General features: G+C 41.4%; 23 protein-coding genes. 8 read left to right on the top strand and 15 right to left on the bottom strand.

Annotation, left to right across the window (positions count from 1 at the left end; all coding sequences use genetic code 11):
- Positions 1-79: 79 nt before the first annotated feature.
- Positions 80-310: a formate dehydrogenase subunit delta gene (locus tag DFP77_RS12100; RefSeq protein ID WP_114412542.1), complete on the top strand. Its 231-nt coding sequence runs from the start codon at positions 80-82 to the stop codon at positions 308-310.
- A gap of 90 nt (positions 311-400) precedes the next feature.
- Here the strand turns inward: DFP77_RS12100 and DFP77_RS12095 are convergent, their stop codons facing one another.
- Positions 401-817, bottom strand: coding sequence for a MaoC family dehydratase (locus tag DFP77_RS12095; protein ID WP_114412541.1), 417 nt, complete (start codon positions 815-817; stop codon positions 401-403).
- Positions 818-884: 67 nt separating this feature from the next.
- Here DFP77_RS12095 and DFP77_RS12090 point away from each other — a divergent pair, with 67 nt between their 5' ends.
- The 7 genes from DFP77_RS12090 (at position 885) to yjjG (ending at position 6,895) form a co-directional block, all read left to right on the top strand.
- Positions 885-1,529 carry an HAD-IA family hydrolase gene (locus DFP77_RS12090; protein ID WP_114412540.1) on the top strand — a complete coding sequence of 215 codons (645 nt, stop codon included), beginning with the start codon at positions 885-887 and terminating at the stop codon, positions 1,527-1,529.
- Positions 1,530-1,531: 2 nt separating this feature from the next.
- The gene (gene sppA / locus DFP77_RS12085; protein ID WP_114412539.1) at positions 1,532-2,548 is read left to right on the top strand and encodes a signal peptide peptidase SppA; all 1,017 of its coding nucleotides are present in this window, start codon (positions 1,532-1,534) and stop codon (positions 2,546-2,548) included.
- Positions 2,549-2,709: 161 nt separating this feature from the next.
- Positions 2,710-3,474, top strand: a complete 765-nt coding sequence (locus DFP77_RS12080; RefSeq protein ID WP_114412538.1) for a hypothetical protein — start codon at positions 2,710-2,712, stop codon at positions 3,472-3,474.
- A gap of 52 nt (positions 3,475-3,526) precedes the next feature.
- Positions 3,527-4,441 (top strand): 50S ribosomal protein L3 N(5)-glutamine methyltransferase, encoded by a 915-nt coding sequence (gene prmB / locus DFP77_RS12075; protein ID WP_114412537.1) that lies wholly within the window; start codon positions 3,527-3,529, stop codon positions 4,439-4,441.
- A gap of 3 nt (positions 4,442-4,444) precedes the next feature.
- Positions 4,445-5,542 carry a chorismate synthase gene (gene aroC / locus DFP77_RS12070; RefSeq protein WP_114412536.1) on the top strand — a complete coding sequence of 366 codons (1,098 nt, stop codon included), beginning with the start codon at positions 4,445-4,447 and terminating at the stop codon, positions 5,540-5,542.
- Positions 5,543-5,623: 81 nt separating this feature from the next.
- Positions 5,624-6,190 carry an inosine/xanthosine triphosphatase gene (yjjX, locus tag DFP77_RS12065; RefSeq protein WP_114412535.1) on the top strand — a complete coding sequence of 189 codons (567 nt, stop codon included), beginning with the start codon at positions 5,624-5,626 and terminating at the stop codon, positions 6,188-6,190.
- 24 nt (positions 6,191-6,214) lie between these two features.
- A complete protein-coding gene (yjjG, locus tag DFP77_RS12060) occupies positions 6,215-6,895 on the top strand; it encodes a pyrimidine 5'-nucleotidase (RefSeq protein ID WP_114412534.1) in 681 nt (226 codons plus the stop codon).
- An 86-nt stretch (positions 6,896-6,981) separates the two neighbouring features.
- On the opposite strand, the gene DFP77_RS12055 is transcribed toward yjjG, so the two are convergent.
- From DFP77_RS12055 to DFP77_RS11985, 14 genes are all read right to left on the bottom strand, one after another.
- Positions 6,982-7,281 carry a hypothetical protein gene (locus DFP77_RS12055; protein ID WP_114412533.1) on the bottom strand — a complete coding sequence of 100 codons (300 nt, stop codon included), beginning with the start codon at positions 7,279-7,281 and terminating at the stop codon, positions 6,982-6,984.
- A gap of 247 nt (positions 7,282-7,528) precedes the next feature.
- The gene (locus DFP77_RS12050; protein ID WP_114412532.1) at positions 7,529-9,106 is read right to left on the bottom strand and encodes a sensor domain-containing diguanylate cyclase; all 1,578 of its coding nucleotides are present in this window, start codon (positions 9,104-9,106) and stop codon (positions 7,529-7,531) included.
- Positions 9,107-9,373: 267 nt separating this feature from the next.
- Positions 9,374-10,558 (bottom strand): MFS transporter, encoded by a 1,185-nt coding sequence (locus tag DFP77_RS12045; protein WP_114412550.1) that lies wholly within the window; start codon positions 10,556-10,558, stop codon positions 9,374-9,376.
- A 249-nt stretch (positions 10,559-10,807) separates the two neighbouring features.
- Entirely contained in the window at positions 10,808-13,411 is a 2,604-nt protein-coding gene (locus DFP77_RS12040) for a heavy metal translocating P-type ATPase (RefSeq protein WP_114412531.1), read from the bottom strand.
- Positions 13,412-13,445: 34 nt separating this feature from the next.
- Complete coding sequence (locus tag DFP77_RS12035; protein WP_114412530.1) at positions 13,446-13,856, bottom strand: MerR family transcriptional regulator; 411 nt, start codon at positions 13,854-13,856, stop codon at positions 13,446-13,448.
- A 163-nt stretch (positions 13,857-14,019) separates the two neighbouring features.
- Positions 14,020-15,309 (bottom strand): NAD(P)/FAD-dependent oxidoreductase, encoded by a 1,290-nt coding sequence (locus DFP77_RS12030; protein WP_114412529.1) that lies wholly within the window; start codon positions 15,307-15,309, stop codon positions 14,020-14,022.
- An 87-nt stretch (positions 15,310-15,396) separates the two neighbouring features.
- Entirely contained in the window at positions 15,397-15,846 is a 450-nt protein-coding gene (locus DFP77_RS12025; protein WP_114412528.1) for a YaiI/YqxD family protein, read from the bottom strand.
- A gap of 116 nt (positions 15,847-15,962) precedes the next feature.
- Entirely contained in the window at positions 15,963-17,612 is a 1,650-nt protein-coding gene (locus DFP77_RS12020) for an electron transfer flavoprotein-ubiquinone oxidoreductase (RefSeq protein WP_114412527.1), read from the bottom strand.
- A gap of 65 nt (positions 17,613-17,677) precedes the next feature.
- Positions 17,678-19,447, bottom strand: coding sequence for an acyl-CoA dehydrogenase family protein (locus DFP77_RS12015; protein WP_114412526.1), 1,770 nt, complete (start codon positions 19,445-19,447; stop codon positions 17,678-17,680).
- Between the two features lie 140 nt (positions 19,448-19,587).
- A complete protein-coding gene (locus tag DFP77_RS12010; protein WP_181858547.1) occupies positions 19,588-20,655 on the bottom strand; it encodes an AraC family transcriptional regulator in 1,068 nt (355 codons plus the stop codon).
- A gap of 128 nt (positions 20,656-20,783) precedes the next feature.
- Positions 20,784-21,137, bottom strand: a complete 354-nt coding sequence (locus DFP77_RS12005) for a hypothetical protein (RefSeq protein WP_114412524.1) — start codon at positions 21,135-21,137, stop codon at positions 20,784-20,786.
- Positions 21,138-21,198: 61 nt separating this feature from the next.
- Complete coding sequence (locus DFP77_RS12000; RefSeq protein WP_114412523.1) at positions 21,199-21,624, bottom strand: cytochrome b562; 426 nt, start codon at positions 21,622-21,624, stop codon at positions 21,199-21,201.
- A gap of 539 nt (positions 21,625-22,163) precedes the next feature.
- A complete protein-coding gene (locus tag DFP77_RS11990) occupies positions 22,164-24,632 on the bottom strand; it encodes a Lon protease family protein (RefSeq protein WP_114412521.1) in 2,469 nt (822 codons plus the stop codon).
- A 179-nt stretch (positions 24,633-24,811) separates the two neighbouring features.
- Complete coding sequence (locus DFP77_RS11985; RefSeq protein WP_114412520.1) at positions 24,812-25,621, bottom strand: TatD family hydrolase; 810 nt, start codon at positions 25,619-25,621, stop codon at positions 24,812-24,814.
- Position 25,622 lies beyond the last annotated feature (1 nt).

Genomic DNA, 25,622 nt, shown 5'->3' with positions numbered 1-25,622 from the left:
ATAAGCTGATGTGACTGTCCTTCTGGTAGGTCAGTCACTATTAGTTATTATAATGAAACAGCTGTAGTGAGAGTTATGTATGCACCAAACAGAACAAGAACATTTAATTGATATGATCAATCAGATTGCTGTTAACAATATCAGCCTAGGTGATGATTCCGTTGTGGCCGATATGATTGCAGGACATGTTAAGAAGTTTTGGCCACGTCGTATGAAAGTCATTTTGAATGATTATGTGATCAATGAAGGGGGAGAGCATCTTCACCCTGCTGCTTTGTTGGCAAGCAAGAAACTGTCGAAAGAAGGATAATCACAAACCCCAGTTTTACTGGGGTTTGCTTTTTCGCGATGCAAAAGCCTAAAGTATAGATAAAGACTCTTTTTGATGGCACGATTGCATTTACGCTGGCAGCATAATCGTTGCTTCACCAGTCACAACAACTTTACCATCACACTCGCACACGGTTTTCAATGTCGCACGGCGACGGCGTTCGTTAATATCCGTTACCGTTACTTTAGTCACGACTTCTTGACCAATGAAAACAGGTGAACGAAATTTCAGAGTCTGTTCTAAATATATACAGCCTGGCCCTGGTAATTGTGTCCCAATTGCTGCAGAAATAAATCCCGCCGTTAACATTCCATGAGCAATTGGCTGACCGAAGGATGTTGTTGCTGCATAATCCGAATCTAAATGAACAGGATTTGTATCACCCGTCACTTCAGCAAAAGCATGAACATCTGCCTCTGTCACCACTTTACGATATTCAATGCTTTGATCGACAGAAAGTTGCTCTAATGTATAGCCAGTAGTCATTACCAATCCTTATTTTGTCATTTTCGGTTATGTTACACTTTCGGCGGTTTATTCTTAAGAGGTATCTATGGTTAAGTTAGTTATTTTTGATTGGGACGGTACCTTATTCGACTCTATCGACAAAATTTGTCTGAGTATGTTAGAAGCAGGTCTAAACGTAGGTGCACCGCTCAAAACAAAAGATGACATAAAGAACATTATAGGTTTGTCTCTCGACAAAGCAGTCCATACAGTTTGGCCTGAATGTTCACCGCAAATGCAGAATGACATTATCGAACATTACAAAACACTTTACGTTGCATCAGATCAAGTACCACCACTAGCGTATCCTGGCGTCATGAATGTGCTTGATAAACTTCATGCTGCAGGCGTCAAGATGGCAGTAGCAACTGGAAAAAGCCGTCGTGGACTTAATCGAGTCATGTCGCTGACAAACACCAACAATTACTTCCTAACTTCCCGCTGCGCAGATGAGGCCGTATCAAAACCAGATCCCCTTATGCTTAACCAAATATTAGCAGAACTGGATATTCTCCCAGAACACGCCATCATGATTGGCGATACAGAATACGATCTAAACATGGCAACCAATGCTGGAATGAAAAGCATTGGAGTGACTTATGGCGCACATCAAGAGGAGCGCCTAAGAGCTTGTCAGCCACACGCTATCATTAATGATTTCAATCAACTATCAAATATTTTAGGGCTATAGAAATGAGTTGGACAGAAGACGAAGATCGCGAGCAGTCACTTAAAAAAACCGAAAGCCCGCAAGCAACGACAGATGAAAAATCAGAGACAGAGAGAGACCCAAACAAAGAAATATGGTCATTACTGGAAAAAACACTCAGTGAAAACCTTATTGAAAAACGCCGCGCTAGGCGCTGGAAAATTTTCTTTCGTTTTACCACGCTCGCTATTTTCTTGGCTGTGATTGGAGCTTGGTTTGCAAAATCAAACTTTCAAGACGTCACCCTAGAAGGGGACATTGTCGCCATGATCCCTATGCGTGGTGTCATCGGTGCTGATAATGAAATAGAGTCCTCAGAATTTGTAGGTTTGCTTGATGCTGCCTATCGCAACTCTCGCTTAAAAGGTGTCGTTATTGAAATGAATAGTCCGGGCGGTAGCCCAGTGCATTCCGGTATTATTTATGATGCCATTCGCGCCAAAGAGCAAAACTATCCAGAAATCCCGGTTATCGTGGTTGTTGAGGATATGGCGGCTTCTGGCGGATATTACATAGCATCTGCTGCAAATGAGATTTACGCAGATAAAGCCAGCTTAGTGGGCTCTATTGGCGTAATTTCATCTGGTTTTGATGCAAGTAACTTATTAGAGAAAATTGGTGTAGAGCGACGTACTTTCACTGCAGGACGCAATAAGGCCTTTCTTGATCCGTTTGCCCCAATGACAGAAGAAGCAAAATTAAAATGGCAGGCCGTATTGGATGAAACTCATCAGCAGTTTATCAATGCTGTTAAAGAAGGTCGTGGTGATAGGCTAGTCATTACAGATGATGTTTTCTCTGGCATGGTATTTACTGGCTCTCAGGCTGTAAAAATTGGTCTTCTCGATGGTTTAGCTAGTGTAAATGGCATATTAGACTCACGCTTTCCAGATGCTGAACCTGTTGTTTATGAGCCAAAACAAGACTCATGGAAAGAGCTAGCCAAAGAATTTGGTGTGGAAATGGCAACAAAAGTCATCAACACAACGAGTATTCAATAATTTCAATCGCAATGCTACTAAGCTCCTACGGGAGCTTTTTTATTGCCTAAAATTAACACTCAGATGTCGGTTCATGATGGATGAAGCTACCCGTTTGATTAAATTCATAAATAAGATAAAATAATTATATAAATTATCATATTTAGACTTGGAGACAATTGATGGCTCGTAAAGCGAACATAGCAAGAGAAGAAATTCACCAAGCCTGTTGGGATTTGATTGAAAAAAACCACTTCCCCAATATCCCTCGCTTAACTGAGTACTTTCTACAAAAGGATGGACGACGTTGTTCAAACACCACTTTTCTAAATGCGATTACTGACTGGGAAGAAACCTATAAAGAACAGCAGCAAAATGAATTAAGCGAGCTCAATGACGTGTTGCTTCCTGTTTTTAAACGATTCTCAAGAGAAGTCACTCAAAACCTCGGGAAATTGCTTGATGAAAAGTCGTCCGACATAGAGCAGCATCAAAAGCTTAAGCAAGAAGCAACACAAAGCGGTTATCTGTCTTTATCTTCAGCATTAATAGAGCTACAAACAGCGCATGACACATTAACGTCGGAACACAAGAAAGTATGCAATGAAGCCGAATCGCTCCGACAGAAACTTGCTTTTAGCGAACAAAGATACCAAGAGGTCATTGCTCAAAATTCAGTACTAACAAATCAGCTCAAACAAGAGCAAAAAGAAAGTACAGAGTTCAGAATTAATCTTGCTCAAAAAGAAGTAGATCTCGCCAAGCAAGACAATCAGCTTATAAAGCTAACCGAAGAAAACGTAAAATTAACCGTATTGCTCGAAGAACATCAAAACGATAAGACAGCAGATGAAGCGAAAAAATGGCAAGAAATGACAAAAAAACTTGATGCATTAACCAGTTCAATGAAAACCACGCAACGCAAAGATAGAGGCCCAAAACAATAACCGCTATAATGCCTCATTCGCCGTATCCGTGCATTCAAATTAAGAAGAGAAGATGAGCTACAAACAAACAGCCGTTCGAGATTTAACCACCATCAAAGACTACATTCGTTGGACATTCAGCCGTTTTCAACAAACGAACTTGTTTTACGGTCATGGTACAGATAATCCATGGGACGAAGCGGTTCAACTCGTAATGGGCGCGTTAAAGCTTCCTCTCGATTTTGATCGTGATATGCTGGACTGCGCACTGACTTATGATGAAAAAAAGCACATTCTTAAACTTGTTCAGACACGTATCACCAAGCGCGAGCCATTACCGTACTTGTTAGGCGAAGCTTGGTTTATGGGGTTGCCATTTAAAGTCACCAAAGACACCTTAATTCCGCGCTCACCGATTATCTCGCTACTTGAAAGCGAATTTACCCCTTGGCTAAAAAACTACCCATTAAATATTTTAGATATGTGCACCGGCTCAGGCTGTTTAGGCATTGCCGCAGCCCTAGTGTTTGAAGATGCTGAAGTCGATATTTCAGACATCAGCGAAGCGGCACTTTTAGTGGCCAATGAGAATATTCAGCGCCATCAAGTGGAAGACAGAGTTCATGCCATTCACTCAGATATGTTTAAAGGCTTAGCAGGCAAACAATACGATCTTATTATTTGCAATCCACCTTATGTAGATGCCGAGGACTTTGAAAGCGCGCCAGCTGAGTTCCATAACGAGCCAGAATTGGCCTTAACATCCGGTGAAGATGGACTTAATTTTACCCACGAATTTTTAGCCCAAGTCGCGCATTATCTGCAAGATGACGGTATATTAGTATACGAAGTAGGAAACACCGAAGTAGCGTTACAAGCTGCTTACCCTCACATCCCCTTTATGTGGGTTGAATTAGAGCAGGGTGGTAATGGTGTTTTTATCCTAACGAAAGAACAACTTAGCGAACTATTACAAGAGCAGAAATAAACTATGTCTGGTAATACATTTGGAACACTTTTTAAAGTCACCACTTTTGGTGAAAGTCACGGTCTTGCGCTTGGCGCCATTGTAGATGGTTGCCCTCCAGGCATAGAGATTTGTGAAGCAGATTTGCAGCGCGACTTAGACCTGCGTAAACCTGGAACATCAAAACACACCACACAACGTCGCGAAGCGGACGAAGTTAAAATCATGTCAGGTGTGTTTGAAGGCAAAACCACGGGCACACCCATTGGCTTAATCATAGAAAACACCGATCAGCGCTCTAAAGACTACGGTAATATTGCAGATACTTTCCGTCCTGCTCACGCTGATTATACCTATGATCAAAAATACGGTTTTCGCGATTATCGTGGTGGCGGTCGTTCATCTGCTCGTGAAACTGCGATGCGTGTTGCCGCTGGCGCCATTGCCAAGAAATATTTGAAACAACAATTTGGTATCGAAATACAAGGCTTCCTATCGCAATTAGGCCCAATCAAGTTGGAGGTCAAAGATTTAAGCCAAGTTTATGAAAATAGCTTCTTCAGCCCAGATCCTGACGCTATTCCACAGCTTGAAGAATACATGACTGCACTACGTCGTGAAGGTGACTCTGTTGGTGCTAAGATTACAGTCATTGCAAAAAATCTTATGCCAGGTCTAGGCGAGCCAGTTTTTGATCGCTTAGATGCTGACATCGCCAAAGCCATTATGAGTATTAACGCAGTGAAAGGCGTGGAAATTGGTGACGGTTTTGATGTTGTTGAACAAAAAGGCAGCGAACATCGTGACGAGATGACGCCTGAAGGCTTTTTAAGCAATCATGCTGGCGGCGTGTTGGGTGGAATTTCATCAGGGCAAGATATTGTTGTTCACATGGCACTAAAACCAACATCAAGCATCACGATTCCTGGTAAAAGCATCGATCGTGCAGGCAACTCAATTGATGTTATTACAAAGGGTCGACATGATCCATGTGTTGGCATAAGAGCAACGCCTATCGCAGAAGCTATGTTAGCTTTGACCATTATGGATCATTTGCTAAGACACAGAGCCCAAAATGCCGATGTTGTTTGCCCAACGCCAATTATTAAAGGACAGGCTTAGATTTACAATAGTCTAAATACCAAGCCGCTATAACAATTATAGCGGCTTTTTTATTGTTACATTTTTAATTGAGGCAACTAAATGGCTAACAAACTAGGCTCCACCGTTATTCGAGTTTGTGTTGGATCAAGTAATCCAGTCAAAGTAAATGCTGCAAGACAGGCTTTTTCGCAAGCCTTTCCTAATCACATAATTCACTGCGAAGAAATGCATTCTCCTTCTGGTGTTGCTGAACAACCAATGAGCGAAGCAGAAACGCGTCTTGGCGCACAGAACCGCGCCCGCTATTGTTTTGAGAACCGCGCTAGTCACCAAGGAATGAACTTCTTTGTAGCAATGGAAGGTGGTGTCGATGAATTTGAGGAGGGCGCAGCTACCTTTGCTTACGTCGCCATTTTAAACAGTGAAGGGCATTTAATGACAGGACGTTCAGCTAATTTGCCTTTGCCGAATAAAGTTTATCAACGTTTACTAAACAATGATGAATTAGGCGACGTTATGGATGAGTTATTTAATACAGATAACATCCGACAAAAAGGCGGCGCCATAGGCTTGTTTACCAATCATGCAGCCACTAGAGAAAGCGTATACACCGAAGCTTTGGTGCTTGCTCTTGCTCCTGCGTTACACCCAGAACATTACATTTAAACACCTATATAAGTAGTAGATACGATGAAATATAAATGGATCTTATTCGATGCTGACGAAACGCTATTTCATTTCGATAATTTCGCCGGCCTAAAACACATGTTTGCGCAACATGGCGTTACTTTTGAAAAAGCAGAATACGATGAATACCAAGTTGTAAATAAGCAGCTCTGGGTGGAATATCAAAACAATCAGATTAATGCAGAGCAATTACAAACTAGGCGCTTCAAGCTATGGAGCGATAGACTGGCTATAAGCACTAAAGAGCTTAATAAGCAGTTTTTAGACTCTATGGCGGATATCTGTAAAACGTTACCAGGTGCTGTAGAACTCGTAACGCATTTACATGAAAATAACGTAAAAATGGGCATCATTACCAATGGTTTTGTCCAGCTACAACAGATCCGATTAGAACGAACTGGCTTTTTGCCATATTTCTCACCAGTGGTTATTTCTGAGCTCGTTGGCGTTGCGAAACCACACGCGAAGATCTTTGAATACGCTTTAGAACAAATGGGCTCACCATTCAAAGAGCACATACTTATGGTTGGTGATACCTTGGAGTCGGATATTCTAGGCGGAAACAACTTTGGAATTGATACGTGCTGGCTAAACCATCACAACAAAGAGCATCCAATGGAGATAACTCCAACTCTCCAGATTAATTCCTTGGTAGATTTACTGGTTTGGTTGAAATCAAAATAGGGCATCAGGGTCTATATAATCCAATACAAAAATCCCCCATACAAACTGAACATTATTTATATGGGGGACATTGGAAGAATATTTTATTACTTACTTTTTGTAGCGGACAGATACTTATCTAAGGTTTCTTGGCTTGCTGATTTAACTGTCATGCCGTTTGGTCCAGCACCAATATTTGTAAATTGTTTTGCAGGCTCACCATGTTCTTTAAAGAATTCTAACTCTTTGGAACCTTCTTCAAAGACCCAAAGACGACCGTCTTCAACTTTTGTTGTAAACCCATTGATGTCGTATTTGGACGCCATAGAATCTTCAGAAGACATTGAAGAACAAGCACTAAGGGAACCAGCAAGCAACGCAGCAATAATCAGTTTATTTTTCTTCATAAGATCACCTGTATAAATATATTTTTTAAAGTTAACAAAACTATAATGAAAGAGTTACGTTACAGAAAAATGACGAGAGATGATTTTTTACGCTGCATATGCATGATTTTGTGGCGCAAGAGTAAAAGGCTTTTTGGGGTTCACATAGAGCCGTATACAACCAAACTATTTCCGATAAATGTTATTATCGGAAATAGTGTTTAATTGGAAATAGCGGCCTTAAACCGCTAAATCTTTTGAAATCTATTCAAATATCTTTATCTGCAATAATGCTACGGTTACGACCCTGTCCTTTAGCTTCATACAATGCATGATCAGCAAGTGACAAAGTTTCTGCTACTGTTAATCCACTTTCTACAAACCAGGCAGCCACACCGATTGATACAGTAATATTTCCTACAACGTCAAAGGCTTCCTCTGAAATGGCAATCCGTAATCGTTCAGCTATCAAAAATGCATCATCCGCAGTCGTTTCTTTTAACAACAACACAAATTCTTCACCGCCTGTTCGAGCCACCATATCACCATCACGGCAAAAGCGGTTTAATATTTTAGTTTGTTGCTTTAGAACATCATCACCAACACTATGACCGTAGTTATCATTAATACGTTTAAAGTAATCAATGTCTAATGCTAAAACAGAAAACGGCATTTCCAGCAAAGTAAATTGTTTGAGCTTAAGCTGAAAAGCTCGGCGGTTATTCGCACCAGTTAATGGATCCGTTTCTGCATCTCGTTTTAGTTCGCCAATTTGATTTTGAACAAGCTTAACCCCGCTTAGCATGGCCTTTTTAAGTCCTAAGCTTTCTACATACCACGAATCAATACCTTCTATTTCTTCATTAACTGTAGGGCTATCAAGCGCCCCAGCTTTTTCAGCTAACTCCTGAAGAGGACGAGATATGGCTCGTGCAAATAACCAAATAAACAAGAAAACAGCTAAAGCCATGGGTAAAGTACGTAAAATCACCTTCTCCATAATGCCTATTAAAGGCGTCAACGTGGATTCCATTGGGCTCTGCGTGACAACGACCCAGCCGGTACTAGGAATAGTCGAATAACCAGCAAGCATTTTAACCCCTCTGCTATTTGTCAGTGACATCCCTCCTTCTTTCTGTTTCAGAATCTCATCAACACCATCATTTTCGGCGAGGAAAGAGCCGATTCTATTTTTCTCTGGATGGTATAGAATTTGTTTATCTTGGTCGATCACGTAGATGTAAGAGCCGTTTTTATAATGATGCTCACCCAATATTTCACTCAAAATATTAGGACTTTTTAGGTAGATAGAACCGCCAAGAAAGCCTAGATAGTTGCCGCTGAAATCAAAGACTGGTGCTGAAAGAAATACTATCAAGTTCTTTAAAGTAGAAAGGTATGGGTGGCTAACAAGTAGTTTTTTTTCCTCTATAGCCTCTAAACTACCGGCGGATTTAAGTTGCCTTCCAACTAAATCTAGCGTCTCTGGTGAAGCCGCTTGCGTTAACCCTGTTGCATCACTTATAACCACAGAATTAAAGCTGTCTGTTTGAAATTTCAATCTATTGGCTTCTGTTTGTAAATACTCTTCATCATCCATTTTGTCGAACAAAGAGCTAGCCGCATAAACCAGTTGTTGTTTGGATGACGCTATGAACACCTCTGTAGTATCAGCTAGCTTACTGGCGTAGGCTCTGTTTACCTCAATTGACTGCTTAATTAGCTGCTCCTTCTGCACTTCGTAGTTTGAATAAAAACTATTCGCAAAGGTTAAAACTGTCGCGGTCAGTGCCAAAAATAAAATGAGACGATTTAGCTTGAAAAACTTACTTCTTAACGTAGTCAAAACAGTACATCCGTTGCATTGGTTTAAGCATTATTTATTGGATATTGGCATAAAAGCCAACAGGCTGTTGTGCTTCAATTGATCGAGACCATTATCATTTAAAAAATATTTATCATTCAATCATGATACATACGATTAAACAATGTGCATTACCGGTACGTCATGTCTCAACTTATAAAATTCAACAGCAAAGTATGAAACGAGCTTGAAGAAGCATAAAAAAGAGCGCATTAAGCGCCCTTCTATTTAGCAAAAAGTTCAGTAACCTTAAGCCGCTTTTTCATGGCTTAAGTCTGCAGGTGCGGTCGCTTTTATACGACGATTTAGCCAAACCATAATTAGTGCGAGGAAAGACAAAACAGCAGCAGCACTTGGAACCCAGTCAAAACTAAAGCCAATACTTATCACTAATCCGCCTAAAGCAGCGCCTAATGCATTACCTAAATTAAATGCACCAATATTAATAGAAGATGCTAAGCCTGGTGCTTTGTCTGCAATTCTCATAACCTGCATTTGCAAAGGAGGCCCACTACCAAAAATGACCACGCCCCATAATAAAGTTGTCAATCCAGCACCAACGACCGTTGTTGAGGTAAAGCGAAACATCAATAGCACTAATATCTGTAAAGACAGAAAAGTAAACAACGCAAAATCTGGAGATTTATCGGTTACTTTTCCGCTAATGTAATTTCCTAAGGTAAAGCCTATACCAACAAGCATCAGCATAGTGGCGATGGCGTTATCAGATGCTTGCGCCAAAGTCTGCATAATAGGAGCGATATAGGTATAAAGCGTAAACATGGAACCCGCACATAAAACTGTAGTCGAGAATGCTCGCAATGCAGCAGGCTGCATGATCGCTTTAAGTTCATTTTTTACATCGGGTCGAACCGCTTTAGCCATAGCAGGTAAACTGCGAGTAATACCAACAATCGCCACAATACCTAATACAGCGGTTACTGCAAAAGAAATTCGCCAATCGAAAGTCTGGCCCAGCCAGGTAGTAATCGGAACACCAACTATATTTGCAATGGTTAAGCCCAAAAATATGGACGCTACTGCAGAGCCTTTTTTGTTAATAGGTGCAAGATTCATTGCCACAACGGCACCGATACCAAAAAAGGCACCGTGAGAAAGGCTAGTGATCACACGAGACACTAAGAATGTCTCATAGTTAATAGAAATAGCTGATAGCACATTACCGATAACGAAAACTACCATCAACGCAATCAAAGACGTTTTGTGACTGTATCGCGTCAAATACAAAGTAATTAAAGGAGCACCTATCATTACACCAACAGCATAAGCACTAATTAACAAACCAGCTGCCGGAATGGAGGCATTCACACCATCCGCTATAACCGGTAACAAGCCCATAGGCATGAACTCGGTTGTCCCTATTCCAAAAGTCCCTAATGCAATGGCGAAAATGCCCCACTGATAAGCAAGCATAAAAGCTCCCAAGTTTAATTCAAGATTTGTTAGTAGAAATAATGGCGTAGAGTTAAAAACAAAATAAGCCAAGAGCTTGCACTCTTAGCTTATTAATCCACGTAAATATTTTACAACACTTGCAGCATGATTGCTTATTGAAAAGTTTCCTTAATGATAGTTACTGGGCTTATTTATGATGGCGTGGCCACCAAAACCAGTAAACAACAAACATAATTAGCAAAAAACCTATCATATTAATGATCATGCTCATTTGTCCTCCTCAGCACTGTTTTGATTTGAACGAGAAATACGGAACAATCTAAGTCTATTAGCATTGGTGACGACAGTGACTGATGATAAAGCCATTGCGGCGCCAGCAATAACAGGACTTAATAACCATCCAGTAAACGGAAATAAAATCCCCGCAGCAATAGGAATACCTAAACTGTTATAGGTAAATGCCCCCCATAAGTTCTGCTTAATATTCCTTAATGTAGCTGAACTTATTTGAATAACATCAGCGACACCATTTAAGTCATTATGTATCAAAGTGATATCAGCGCTTTCCATAGCAACATCGGTTCCTGCCCCCATCGCAAAGCCCACATCGGCCTGAGCTAAAGCAGGAGCATCGTTGATGCCATCACCAATCATTCCAACCACTTCGCCTTGGGCTTGAAGCTTCTTAACCCAGTTCAACTTATCGTCTGGCATCAGTTGCGCATGATAATCTTCAATACCAACTGTATTGGCTACTGAAGCGGCTGTTTCTGGGTTATCCCCAGTCAACATAACGACTTTTAAACCCTGTTCTTTGAAGTTCGAAATAGCTGTTTTAACGCCTTGTTTAATGGAGTCTTCAACATAGAAAACAGCCAATAACGCAGTATCATCAGAAAGATAGACACGGGTTGCCGTATTGTATTGCCGATCAGGAGTATTTAAATCTAGAGAAACCCCCTTTTCTTTCATCAGACGCTCATTACCAAGATAATAAGTCTTTCCTTCAATACGCCCTTTCACACCTAAGCCAACCAATGATTCAAACTCATCCAGGGCAACGCTTTCTTTTTCTGCAGCATCCGCCTGACAATACTCCGATAAAGCATCCGCCAAAGGATGGTTGGCTCGCGCCTCTAAAGATGAAACTACCTGAGCCACAAAACCTTTATGAGCTTGCTCACTTAATGTTTCATTTACGACTTTTGGTTTGCCTTCTGTAATAGTGCCCGTCTTATCCAGCACCACAACAGTCAATTCACTTGCTCTTTGTAAGGCTTCACCGTTACGAATAAGGCCACCATATTCTGCAGCTTTACCTATCCCTATCATTGTAGAAATAGGTGTTGCTAACCCCAAAGCACATGGGCAAGCAATTATCAGTACTGAAATGGTTGTTACCAACATGTAGGAAAAGACAGAGTCATTGCCCACATCAAATATAGAAAGGTTAAACCAAGCAAGTGCTGTCATAATAGCGATAATGACCACGCTTGGCACAAAAATAGATGACACTTTGTCGGCTAACACACTAATCGGTGGTTTTGAGTTTTGCGCCTTTCCCACCATGGTTATAATCTGAGCCAGTAAGGTCTCAGATCCAACTCGGGTTGCTTTAAATAGTAAGCTGCCTTGTCCGTTTACGGTACCAGCGGATAACAAGCTCCCAGAACTCTTTTCTATTGGCGCTGCTTCACCTGTCAGCATGGATTCATTTACTGTCGAAAGACCCTCTATGACTTCGCCATCAACAGGAATTTTGTCACCAGAGCGAACCCGCAAAATGTCATTTACTTTGATATCTGACACATTTATAAGAGATTCGGTATCACCATCTACCAGAGTGGCCATTTTAGGACGTAAGTCTAAAAGCCGATGCAAGGCTTGGCTCGTTTTACGACGCGCTCTCAACTCTAATGCTTGACCAAGATTGATTAAACCAATGATCATAACTGCAGCTTCAAAATATAAGTGACGAGTGTTATCAGGCAACCAAGTCATAGGCGCAAGCACAACTAACATTGAGTATAACCAAGCACTACCAGTGCCTAACGCGATTAATAAATCCATATTAGCCTGATGGCTAATAAAGGCTTTCCAGGCGCCACGAAAATAATGCTTACCGGCACTTACCATAATCAACAGTGACGCAACACCAACAACAAACCAAACAACCCTATCAGTGAGCGAGCTCACCATCATACTTCCGCCCAACAAACCATATAGCATCAAGGGGACCCCTAGACCTAAACCCAGCGCCGATGATCTACGTTTATAGCGATACTCAGCAAGCTCCCTTTCGCCTCGCTCTTCTTCATTTTTTTCAGCATCAAGGATAAGGTTTGCGTGATAGCCTGAATTCTCCACTGCTTTGATTAATGCATCCGAAGAACCTTTAGTGACGACTTGTGCTGTATGGCTTGCGAAATTAACGTCTGCGGAAATAACGCCCTCAGAATTCAACAACGCCTTTTGTACTGTATTAACACAACCGGCACAGGTCATCCCACCAATAGAAAATTGATAGTTAACAGAGTCGTCTACTTTATCGGAGCTGCCCTGCTGTTTACCTATAAGCTCTTTGTCTGTGTCGACTCCTTTCCTGCTATTTGAATGAGCTAGCTCATCAAAACTAAACAACCCCACGGAATGATAACCAGCCTCCTGAACGATGGCTTCAATAGTTGCCAAATCTAAATCCGACGTAACAGCTAGTTTATGCTCTTTCGGCATACCTTCGATGATTGCTTCTGGGCTTTTCTCTTGGATAAGCTTGCGCACTTTCGATACGCAGCCTTGGCAAGACATTCCAGTAACCTTCAATGTAAGCACTGCATTTTGATCAGCTATTTTTGAATCTGTTTGTGTCATTTCAACCTTCCTCTTAGTAGCGCGCTTAATCGTCTTACTTGACATCTTCCCAATCTTCAATCAAACAGCAGATGGAATGACCATCAGGCGCACCATTTGGCATGTTCTCCCACGCAGCTAGAGCGTCCTCCATCTTGATTAAATGAGCCTGCAGCTGGGCTATTTTTGATTTGGTTTCTGGAACTTTCTTTTCCAACAAATCTCGAACCATTGGGCAAGGAGAGTCCCCACTATCGGAATGCTGAAAAATCTCTTCGATCTGCTTCAAGCTAAAACCCAATTCACTGGCTTGGCGAATAAAGTTCAATCGCTGCAAAGCCACTTTATCGAATATTTGATAACCATTATTTGGATCACGATCTGCACTAATCAGTCCAAGCCTAGTGTAGTGACGCACAGTCTCAGCCGTTACCTTGCTTTTTTTAGCCAGTTCACTCACTCGCATAGGGACTCCTTAGCCTTTATTTTTTGAAACAATAACCCCAGTGTAAAACCTATGGGTAGCACATAGGTCAACTTTATAATAATTTGCGTGCGAAAATGTTGAGCAAAAAAAAACCGAGCTCAAAAAAGGCTCGGTTTTTTTAACGGAAAAATTGTTAAATATATTAGTGTAGTTTCAGCTTAGGCTTAACGACTTTACCTATTTTTTGTGCAGCCATAATGACTGTTGCTTTAATCCAGCCATGTATTGCGATCAGGTGAAGTCTGTATAAAGAAACATAAACGAAACGAGCAAGGCGACCTTCAATAAACATTGAGCCGCCCATTAAATTCCCCATAAGACTTCCCACAGTACTGTAACTACTCAAGTTCACCAAAGACCCATAGTCCTTATAAGTATATTCTTTTAATGGTTCACTCAAAAAAGATGCCTTAATATTATTAAAAACCAACGCTGCCATTTGGTGAGCCGACTGCGCTCTAGGCGGCACAAAAGACCCATCGGGCTGCTTGCAGGCGCAGCAATCTCCAATCACATAAATGTTGTCAAAGTTTGTTGTTTGCAATGTCCCTTTAACCAATATTTGGTTGTTACGTGTCGTCTCAAAACCTTCTATATCGGCTACAAAATCTGGCGCCTTAACACCTGCAGCCCATATCATTAGATCAGCTTCAATACTTCCTTCATCGGCGGTTTGAAACCCACCGTCATAAGCACGCACTACTCGAGTGTTTTGACTAACCGTAACGCCAAGACGAACCAGCTCTTTAGTTGCTAATGACGCAATGCGATCAGGCAGAGCTGGAAGAATTCGTTGCCCAGCTTCAATTAATTGCACTTGAACCCGTTTACCAGACATTTCAGGCATACCATACGCTTTTAGCATATCCGCGACATGAAACAACTCCGCAGATAATTCAACACCTGTTGCCCCACCACCAACAATGGCGAGTTTGAGTTTAGCGTCTGAGCCTTCTTGATGAACACGCAAGAATTGATTCAATAAGGCTTGCTGGAAACGTTCAGCTTGTTTGTGAGAGTCGAGGAAGTAGCAATGATCAGAAACCCCTGGCGTGCCAAAATCATTACTGACACTGCCCACAGCCATAATCAGAACGTCATAAGAGATGGTACGTTCTGGTAGGACAACATGCCCCATGTCATCAGACAAAGAATCCAATCTTAGCGTTCTAGCTTCAGGGTCGACTCCCATCAAGGTACCTAACTGAAACTGGTAGTGATGCTTGGCCGCGTGCGCTCGATAATTTAAACCATCGCTATTTATATCTAATGATCCTGTCGCAACTTCATGCAAAAGAGGCTTCCAAATATGCGTCTGGCTTCGGTCAATGAGCACAACATCAGCTTGACGTTTTTTCCCAAAGGCATGCCCTAACTTGGTTACTAACTCCAAGCCACCAGCGCCACCACCAACAACTACGATTTTCTTCATACAAAATCACCTATAAACGTTAAATAATTTTGAAAGCAATCATCAAAACCCTTTCCAAATTATTCAATGAGACTTTCCAAGCAGTTTTTATTTCACTCTTTGGGCTAACAGCTTATCCAATGTATTTGCAAACGCCATTCTATCTTGTTGATTAAAGGTTGCTGGTCCGCCCATTTGCACACCAGATGAACGCATCTGCTCCATAAAATCTCGCATTCCTAAACGCTGCTTTATGTTTTCTTTGGTATAAAGTTCACCACGAGGATTTATGGCTAACGCACCCTTTTCAATAACTTCAGATGCCAAAGGAATATCTGCAGTGATCACTAAATCGTGAATATTGATATTGTCAACGATGTAATTATCGGCAACATCAAAGCCAGAACTAACTACGCGGCGTTCTATCCATTTTGATGGCGGAATGGATATGGCTTGATTAGCCACTAAGATACAAGGAATTTCAACTCGCTCAGCGGCACGGAAAAGAATGGTTTTAATAACATTAGGACAGGCGTCGGCGTCGACCCACAAGCGCATAGAATTCCCCTTTTTGTAGGGCACTATTATTGATCAGTCGAAATATGAAATCCAGTAGTGAATAAGAACAAACGGAGCACATATAAGTGATCCGTTTGCGCAAACCCTTTGAAATACTACATATTTGGGTAGTTCGGACCACCAGAACCCTCAGGTGTCACCCAAGTGATATTTTGTGCTGGGTCTTTAATATCACAGGTTTTACAATGAACGCAGTTCTGTGAGTTAATCTGGAAAATAGATTCACCATTAGACTCTACTACCTCATACACCCCTGCCGGACAATACCGTTGAGCGGGCTCACTATATTTAGGCAGGTTACTTTGTATTGGAATAGCAGCATCTTTTAATTTCAGGTGACATGGTTGATTTTCTTCATGGTTAGTATTCGACAAGAACACAGAAGATAATTTATCAAAGCTTAATAATCCATCTGGCTTTTTATACTCAGGTGCCACATGCTTCTCAGCTAGTTCCATACAAGCATAATCAGGAATCATATCCTTAAACGTAAGTGGCAACCCACCAGCAAAAATGTTTTGGTCCAACCAGTTATATGCGCCACCCCAGAAAGTGCCAAATTTATGCATCACAGGGACAAAGTTACGCGCTTGCTGTAACTCTTTTCCTAGCCAAGAGCTTTGCAGCACATCATTAAATTGCTCTAAATCTGCTGGTGGAGTTTCTAACTGCAATGCAACATAAACACTTTCTGCTGCTAGCATACCGCTCTTCATCGCAGTATGAGTACCTTTGATCTTCGCAGGATTTAACGTACCCGCATCACAACCAATAACTAAACCACCAGGGAAGCTCATCTTAGGTAAAGATGCCCAACCACCTTTGGCAATCGCCCTAGCACCATAAGAAACACGTTTTGCATCTTTTAAATGCTCTGCAATAACAGGGTGATGCTTATATTTTTGGAATTCATCGTAAGGACTTAGATAAGGGTTCTTGTAATTCAGATCGACAATTAATCCTACAACCACTTGATTGTTTTCAAGGTGATACAAAAAACCACCACCGCCAGCTTCATTACCTAACGGCCACCCAGCGGTATGAATTACAGTACCAGGTTTACTTTGACCTTCTGGAACATCCCATAACTCTTTAATACCAAGTCCATAATGCTGAGGTGCTTTGTCTTTATCTAAATCGAAGCGTTCAAGAAGCTCTTTGCCAAGATGCCCACGACAGCCTTCTGAAAAAATAGTGTACTTAGCTTTAAGTATCATTCCTGGCATATAGCCGTCTTTTTCTGAACCATCCTCTGCTAAGCCCATATCTCCGGTGATCACCCCTTCAACATTACCCTCATCATCGTAGGCAACCTGAGCGGCAGAGAAACCGGGGAAAACCTCAACACCTAATGATTCAGCTTGCTCAGCAAGCCAACGACAAAAGTTACCTAGGCTAATAATATAATTTCCGTCGTTATGAAGTGTTTTTGGAATCATCCAATTACCGAATTTTTTCGAGGCACTATCGGAACCAAGCCAATGTAATTCGTCCACACTAACTTTAGTATGTAGTGGCGCACCCATTTCTTGCCACTCGGGGAAAAGTTCGTTTAAGGCTTTTGGATCAACAACAGCACCTGATAAAATATGTGCTCCTATTTCAGAGCCTTTCTCAACCAAACAGACACTAATCTCTTTTTCTTCAGCTTGTGCTTTTTGCATAATTCGACAAGCAGCAGATAGCCCAGCAGGCCCACCACCAACGATCAAAACATCAAATTCCATTACTTCTCTATCTGACATGTTTTGTCTCCCTATACGGATACATTTTTATTTTTAGGGCATTCTTTATAAACATCAAATGCTTTTTATCGATTGAAAGCATTTCTGTTTAGTTTGTCAACTGTTGAAATTCCAAACATTATTGAGTGACTGCACCCAAAAGCGCGTGGCAATACATGATCACAGTAAAATGCAGCTGAATGCTCCCAAGAGTCTCTTTGCTCTTTATCAAGTTTGCTATCATTCTGTGCTGCATATAATGCTCTGACTTGCAGCCAAGCACCAATCAAATACCCCATGAGCATCATATAAGAATACGCTAAGCCGGTTCCTATAACAGGGTTCTTTTCCATTTCAGTCAAACAGGTTTGCGTAGCTGCTTTTGCTTGCTCTAATACGAGTCTGACCTTTTCAGCATAATCACTGACATTAGATTTTTGCCATTCAACCACTTCTGCTTCAATATCTGCCAACAAAGACATCATGGCAGCCCCTTTGTCGGAATGTAGTTTACGGCCAATCAAATCGATCGCCTGTATTCCATTCGTGCCTTCATAAATCGGTAAAATCCGAGCATCACGAGCGTGCTGAGCAACGCCTGTTTCTTCAATAAAACCCATACCTCCATGCACTTGAATTGCTAAGGAAGTAATTTCTTGAGCCTGTTCAGTAATCCACCCTTTAACAATCGGTGTATAAAGAGCCGTTCTTGCAATGGCGAGCTTCTGATCTTCTCCACTAGCAAAATGCGACATATCATTCTCAACCGCTGCTACATAAATAAGCGAACGCATCGCATCAATCTGCGACTTCATCGTCATTAACATACGAAGCACATCTGGGTGCTCAATGATAGCGACACGCTCTGTTCTATCCGCGTTCATTCCTTGTTTGCGCTCCAGAGCATAGGCTAATGCTTGTTGGTATGCTCGTTCAGATATGGCTAAGCCTTGTAAACCTACACCTTGTCTAGCGTTGTTCATCATGGTGAACATGGCTTTAATACCTTGATTCTCTTGCCCTACTAGATAGCCAACAGCACCTTCCTTATCACCAAAACTCATGACACAAGTTGGAGAAGCATGAATGCCCATTTTATGCTCTACAGAAACAACTTGAACATCATTGCGTTGACCAGGCTCACCCTGATCATCTAACAGGAATTTTGGCACAATGAATAAAGAAATACCTTTTACACCTTCAGGTGCATTTGGCAAACGAGCTAACACCAAATGAATGATGTTATCGGTCATTTGGTGGTCGCCCCAGGTTATAAATATTTTCTGACCTTTGATTCGAAATGCATCTCTGTCAGGTATAGCTTTACACGCGATAGCAGCAAGATCAGAACCTGCGTTAGGTTCGGTAAGGTTCATGGTACCGGCCCACTCGCCAGCCAACATTTTAGGAAGGTAAAGATCCTTTAACTCGTCACTCGCATGCAAGCTAATGGCTTCAATTGCACCAAGACTTAATAAAGGACACAAAGAAAAGGCTAGGTTAGCAGCTTGAACTCCTTCGTTGACAGCCGTTGCAACATAAGAAGGTAGGCCTTGGCCACCGTATTTAGGGTCACCAGACAACCCTATCCAACCTCCTTCTGAATAAGCCTTAAAAGCCTCTTTAAAGCCTTTTGCCTCGATAACCTCGCCATTCTCAACACGAGAGCCTTCTTTGTCTCCACTAGCATTTATAGGCGAAATAACTTGCTCCGCTAATTTACCAGCTTCACCAAGAATAGCGTCTAAAAGATCGCCATCAACAGCGTCATCTATATAAGGTGTAAGGCGGTCAGTTTTAGCAACGGAACGTAAGCTGAATAAGATGTCATTGATTGGGTATAGGTATTCGCTCATTTTTTATTCTCCGGTTAGTTATCCGAGCGGATTTATACCTATAGAATGAAAAAATAAAGCCAATCTCTCAATAACAATTCAGACCTATATTTCTAACAAAAACATTCATCAAGTAAATTTGATTGTGTTAACGGCCTATTTTATAGGCGTTTCATCGCTTTACCGAATTTCAGGTATTCCTCACTTTTTCGATATTCGCCCGGCGTCATACCAGTCCACTTTTTAAACGAACGGAAAAATGCACTTGGCTCATCAAATCCCATTAATGCAGCAATATCATTAATACTTAGCTGTGGCGCATTCATATAAGTGATCGCGGCTTCTTTTCGACAATCATCTTTGATGTTTTGGTAGGAAGTCTTTTCATCATTCAGACGTCGACGTAAAGTGGACACACTCATATTGAGCGCACTTGCCACTTCATCAGCACTTGGCATTTCGCGAGAAAAGTCTTTTCCCAACATCGCCATCACTTGTGATTTGAGACTGTTGTCATTTTCTACCATGACTAACAATTGATAGGGAGCTGTTTTTAAAAAGCCTCTCAAACTGTCTTCTGTTTGTACTATGGGCATATCAAGATAGCTGGCAGGAAAAACCAACGCATTAGCGTGTTGGTTAAACTTCACTTCAGACTGAAATAATGTTTTATAGTATTCAACATCATCTGGGCGCTCACTAGTAAAGTAAGCCGCCTTTAAATTTAATCGTCGCCCTATTAACCAACAAATAAAATGATGCCACATAGACAAGGTGGTTCTTAACTGCTCTTTTGATTCTGGTACGACCAGCTCATCGATATTGCCTTCAGATGAGTCCAAGGGCGCAAAAGTCACCATTGCAAAGCGACCTTTCTTAATCAGAACAGGCTTGACGGTTGGACCACGACAAATTTCATAAAAATCGCTACAGCGATATAAAGCATGAGCAAGACTTCGTGCATGTATAATGCAAAGACACATCATCCTAAAAGTGCCGTTCGGAACCTTACCGCCACTTAACATACCGAAAGACTCATCTTGCATGAGCCACATGATTTTCTGATATAACATGCCATATCGATATGCTGGAAAAGTGTCACTCTGCTCTATCTCATCTTGCGTTATTTCTAAGCTGTCTAGTACTGCTTGGCGATCTAACCCTTGACCTTCAACAGCCTTCAAAAGATAACGAACACTCGACATAGGAACAGAAGCTTTCACACACATCACCTTATTTCACAAATGAACTTAATAAATTTTTATTTTACGGTGTTTTTTTAACATAAAAAAAGGCTGCATCTGCAGCCTTTTTTATTTTACCTTCACATATTAATTTTTTGCTTCTCTTTATGAGCTTATTTTTTCTCATTAAAGGCTGATAGCAATTCGTCTAATGACAGATCTTCACTATCTGTATCGACATTAGCAGTCTGTTCCAATGCTTCTGCCTGCTCTGCTTTTTCATCAGCAGGCTTAACAAAAACAAAACGACGTGGACGTACAGGTGCCGCCCCAGTTTCTTTTTCTGGTAGCAAACCTAAACGATCAAGTTTTTTGTGCGCTTGTTCTTTGCGCTCCTTGGATTTCTTTGTTACATAACGGCGAGTTGAGGAAGACTTACGAGCTTTATTTTGCTCTTTCATCATCTCTTTTGAACCAGTTTTTCCAAGTTTCCCACGCATACTGCGCGATTTTTTAACACGAGCCATAATATCCTCTCTTTATCGCGCGCATTGTAACAGTGAATTCACGCTAGGTCATCCAACAGTATTAGCAATCTTTAAAAGAACTGTGGCCTAAGTTTCTTTGCTCTCCAATTGCACCAAATAATTCTCTAACCTTGGAGGAGTCACCAGATTGCAAAGCACCTTCTAGGTCTTTCAGTATGGTGATTGTACTATCAACGACTTTTTGGTACTCAGCAGTTTGAATCTTTAACTCTTCACCTTTCAAACCATCATGATTGAATTTATGAGGAACCTCGCTTCGTGATTTCTCAAAATATGTAATAAGGGCTTCAACATGCCCTACTGCAGATTGGCTGTCTCCCGCTTTTACATCAGATGACATTGCACGCATTTCATCTTTGATGTTTATCATGTAGCCATGTAATTCTGTATCACATGAACCATGAGCAAATACGGTAGACGAACAAACCATAGACATAATCGCAGCGGCAAAAAGACTTTTTTTCATAATTACACCCTTTAAAGTTCCTAATTTCTTAAGAAAATGACTTAGTTTAATTGGCTAAACACTGTATTTAAAATAACATGCTTGCTAAAAATAACATCCAAAATATTGTAAACAGCAACCTTCTTTTTTGATTGCACCTACATCGAATGGCACAAAAGCGTTTTGATGTGTATCGTTCAACAATTCGACACCAAATAGTATAGGAGTTCATTATTTTAAAGGTTAAATATCTATTGCTGATAATAGCAGCTTTCTCGATAAGCAGCTTTACTCTAGCAGAATGCAGTGACTTTGATGCGAAATTAGCGGCTGATAAACTGGCTCAGGATTACATTGATGGGAAAACCTTTAAACCCGCTTTGGTTTTAAAAAAACACTTACCCAGCAAAAGGAAAGAGGTCGCCAGCTATGTAAAAACGGACGACCTTTTTTATACAGTATATACTTTGGTTAACTCTAAATGCACAGCACAAGTCATAAAAAGAACCAACGGCAAACACTAATCTGCCGTTGGTTCAATAATTTCTTGTCCGCCTTACTTATTTCTTTTCTTTTTCTACGTCTTTCGTTTTATTTAATTTTTTATCGCCTGTAGATTCTTCCTCGGAGCCATCCTCCTCGTCGTCGTCCTCTTCTTCACCAAGCTTAGAAATTTCTTCAAGTCGCTCAATAACTTTGGCCGACACACTGCCTTCGGGGTACTCACCCTCCTCATTCGCGACACCAGGTTCAATTCCCGTCAGTAAATGCAAGGCTTCATCCGCTGTTGATACAGCATAAATATGGAACATCCCAGCCTTAACCGCGTCAACAATCTCATCGCTTAACATTAAGTTAATAGCGTTGGATTTTGGAATAATAACCCCTTGCGCACCCGTAAGCTCACGAGCCTTACAAACATTAAAAAAGCCTTCGATTTTTTCATTCACACCACCGATAGCTTGAATTTCACCATACTGGTTTAATGAGCCTGTTATAGCAAGATCTTGACGAAGCGGCACCTGAATCAGCGCAGATAACAAACAGCAAAGCTCCGCAGTAGAAGCACTGTCACCATCTATATAGCCATAACTCTGCTCCATCGCAATAGAAGCCGAAATATCCAGCGGGAAGCGCTGAGCGTATTTGTTGCCAAGATAACCAGATAATATCAACACACCTTTAGAGTGGATGTTTTGACCTAGGTTGGACTCTCTCTCAATATCAATGATTCCCTTTCCACCAGGATAAACCGTTGTAGAAATTCGAGCTGGCGCACCAAAACTGCTATCACCTATCTGCATTACTGTTAAGCCATTAATCTTACCAACCGCATACCCATCGCTTTCTAGCAATACAGTACCCTCAATGATCTCTTCAATAATTTTTTCACTAACTCGGCCTGTTCTGTGCTTTTTGGCTTTTAAAGCACGTGCGATGTGTTCAGCAGTAATCTCTGTGTCTTTGGCCATCTGACGAACAAAATCCGCTTCACCCAATAATTCAAATACATCGCCAATCTTTGCTGCCATCTCACGCTGATGCTCAGCCAAACGACTACTGTATTCGATTAAAGCGGCAACACCGTCTCTGGTTACATTAGCGTATTCTTCTTTGTCCACTCTGTCTTTCATGAGGCGAGCAAAAGACAGCTCAGATTCTTTAGAGCGTTTTAGCGTGTCATCAAAATCCACTAGAACACGAAACATTTCTTGAAAATCAGGGTCAGCATCTTGCAACAAGTAATAAATATCACGGGCGCCAATCAACACAACCTTCACCTGCAAAGGCAAATCCTGCGGAGACAAAGTCATGGTATTCATCAACCCCATATCAGCATAAGGGTGCTCAATCTTAATCGTTTTACTTTTAAGTGCGCGTTTTAAGGCTTCCCAAAGATAATGGTCCGTTAACAACTTTTCAGCGTCTAAGATTAAGTACCCGCCATTAGCAGCATGCAAACTACCAGAGCGAATCAAACGATAGTTCGTTACTAGCATACCTTGGTCGCTACTGTGTTCTACTTGACCAAATAGATTGCGGTAGGTTGGGTGCGGCTCATACACAACTGGCTGACCACCATTGGGTTTATGAGTCATCGCAATATTTGGTAAATACAGCTCCTCATAAAACTGACGACGACCAATTTCGTCTCGGTTTTCAGACGCTTTATCATCAGCCATTTGATCAATGATGGTTTTATCTAGATCCTCACGCAACGCATGGAGGTGTGCCGTAATATCTTCATTACTTTCATATTTTTCGAACAAGCCAGACATTAATGGATCCAGCGCTTCTTTGACAGTATCTAGATTTAACTGACGAATTTGTTCGTAGGTTGCACGTTTCCATTGTGGCAAACCCAATAGCTCTTCATTCAACAAACCTTCCAAAGTGGACACACCTTCCTGAAAGGCATCCCGCTCGTCATCAGTCAACGCTGCGAATTCATTTTCCTCTAGCGCTTTACCATCTTTCATAGGAGCAAAACTTACAGAGGACGCATCGCGAAACATGGCAACGCCTATCTTTCCGGAAATACGCTCAACTTTGTTAATAGCGGCTTCATATTGATCGTTAAATGCTCTATCAATAATGCTTTTCTGCTGTTGATAAGATGGGTTCTCAAAAGCGGCAGGGAAGGTAACCATGAGGCCGTCAATTAATGAACGAATCTCTTTTTCAAACTCAGACGCTTGACCAGGAGAAAATTCAAGTGCTTTTGGTCGATGACTTTCAGTAAAATTATTGATGTAGGCCCATTCATTAGGTGCTGGGCGGCGTTTAGCTTCACTTTTCAAGTAATTTAATACATACGAAGAGCGGCCTGTTCCAGAGTCCCCCATGGCAAAAATGTTGTAACCAGGACGTTGCATTGCGACACCAAACTGAATGGCTTCAACTGCACGCTCCTGACCTAAAATACCACTTAGAGGCTCAATATCATTTAACGTTTTAAAAGCGAGGTGATCATTTGGCACTTTCGCTGCAAGTGCTTGGTGAGGTAGAGAGGTAACCATACTGGACATCAATGGGTTTCCTTGTGTGTTACAAGCCCTATTAAGATAGGCTTGCGAAAGAAGAAGGCTCTTCTTTCGAATATGTTATGTAAATACAGTAGCTTGAGACTAACACTCTGATTCCACTTCGCCTATATGATGGAATAAAATATCCTTCTCACCTGCATCGTAATTAAAGCACTTTAAAACTAACGAGAACCAAGCTGAAGCTGGTTTTGAGGGGTTGCTTTTGAAAATACGCGATGAAAGTTTTGCGCTGTGGCTTCTAATAAAGCCTCGTATCTAATTCCTTTTAAATCGGCAACATATTGCGCCACTTCAGACACGTATTGAGGCTCATTTTTCCTACCTCGATAAGGAACTGGCGCAAGGTATGGCGAATCTGTTTCAATAATTAATGATTCTAAGGGCAACTTTCGTACAGTTTCTTTCAAGTCCTGGGCTGTTTTGAAAGTAACAATCCCAGATATGGAAATCAGGTAGTTCTCATCCAATGCGGCTTTCGCCATATCGTAATCTTCCGTGAAGCAATGCAGCACACCAGCGCTTTCACGATTGCCATATTGCCTTATCAAGGACAAGGTGTCCTCTTTCGCATTTCTGGTATGAACGATGACTGGAAGACCTAAATCACCTGCTGCTTTAAGGTGGTGCATAAAACTTATTTTCTGCGCTTCACGCGCCTCTGTTGAAGCTTCATAAAAATAATCTAGACCCGTTTCACCAATAGCAACGACTTTAGGGTCTGCAGCGTACTTACGCAAAAGCTCCTCATCTGTAACGAGGCCCTTATTCTGTAATGGATGAACTCCACAACTTGCATAAACCCCTTCTCGCTGGGTGAAACCAAGTACAGTATCCATTTTATTTAGGTCAACTGAAATAGTCAGCAGTTGCCTAACCCCCTTCTGGTACGCTGCATCGATGACAGAGTTTATGTCGTTGTTGTGTGGTGCCAGATCAAGCATATCAAGATGGCAATGGGTATCAATTAACATA

Source organism: Marinomonas foliarum (assembly GCF_003337275.1).
Lineage (GTDB): Bacteria > Pseudomonadota > Gammaproteobacteria > Pseudomonadales > Marinomonadaceae > Marinomonas > Marinomonas foliarum.
Note: the sequence above shows the minus strand (reverse complement) of the source record. Positions and strands in the feature narration are given on the sequence as shown.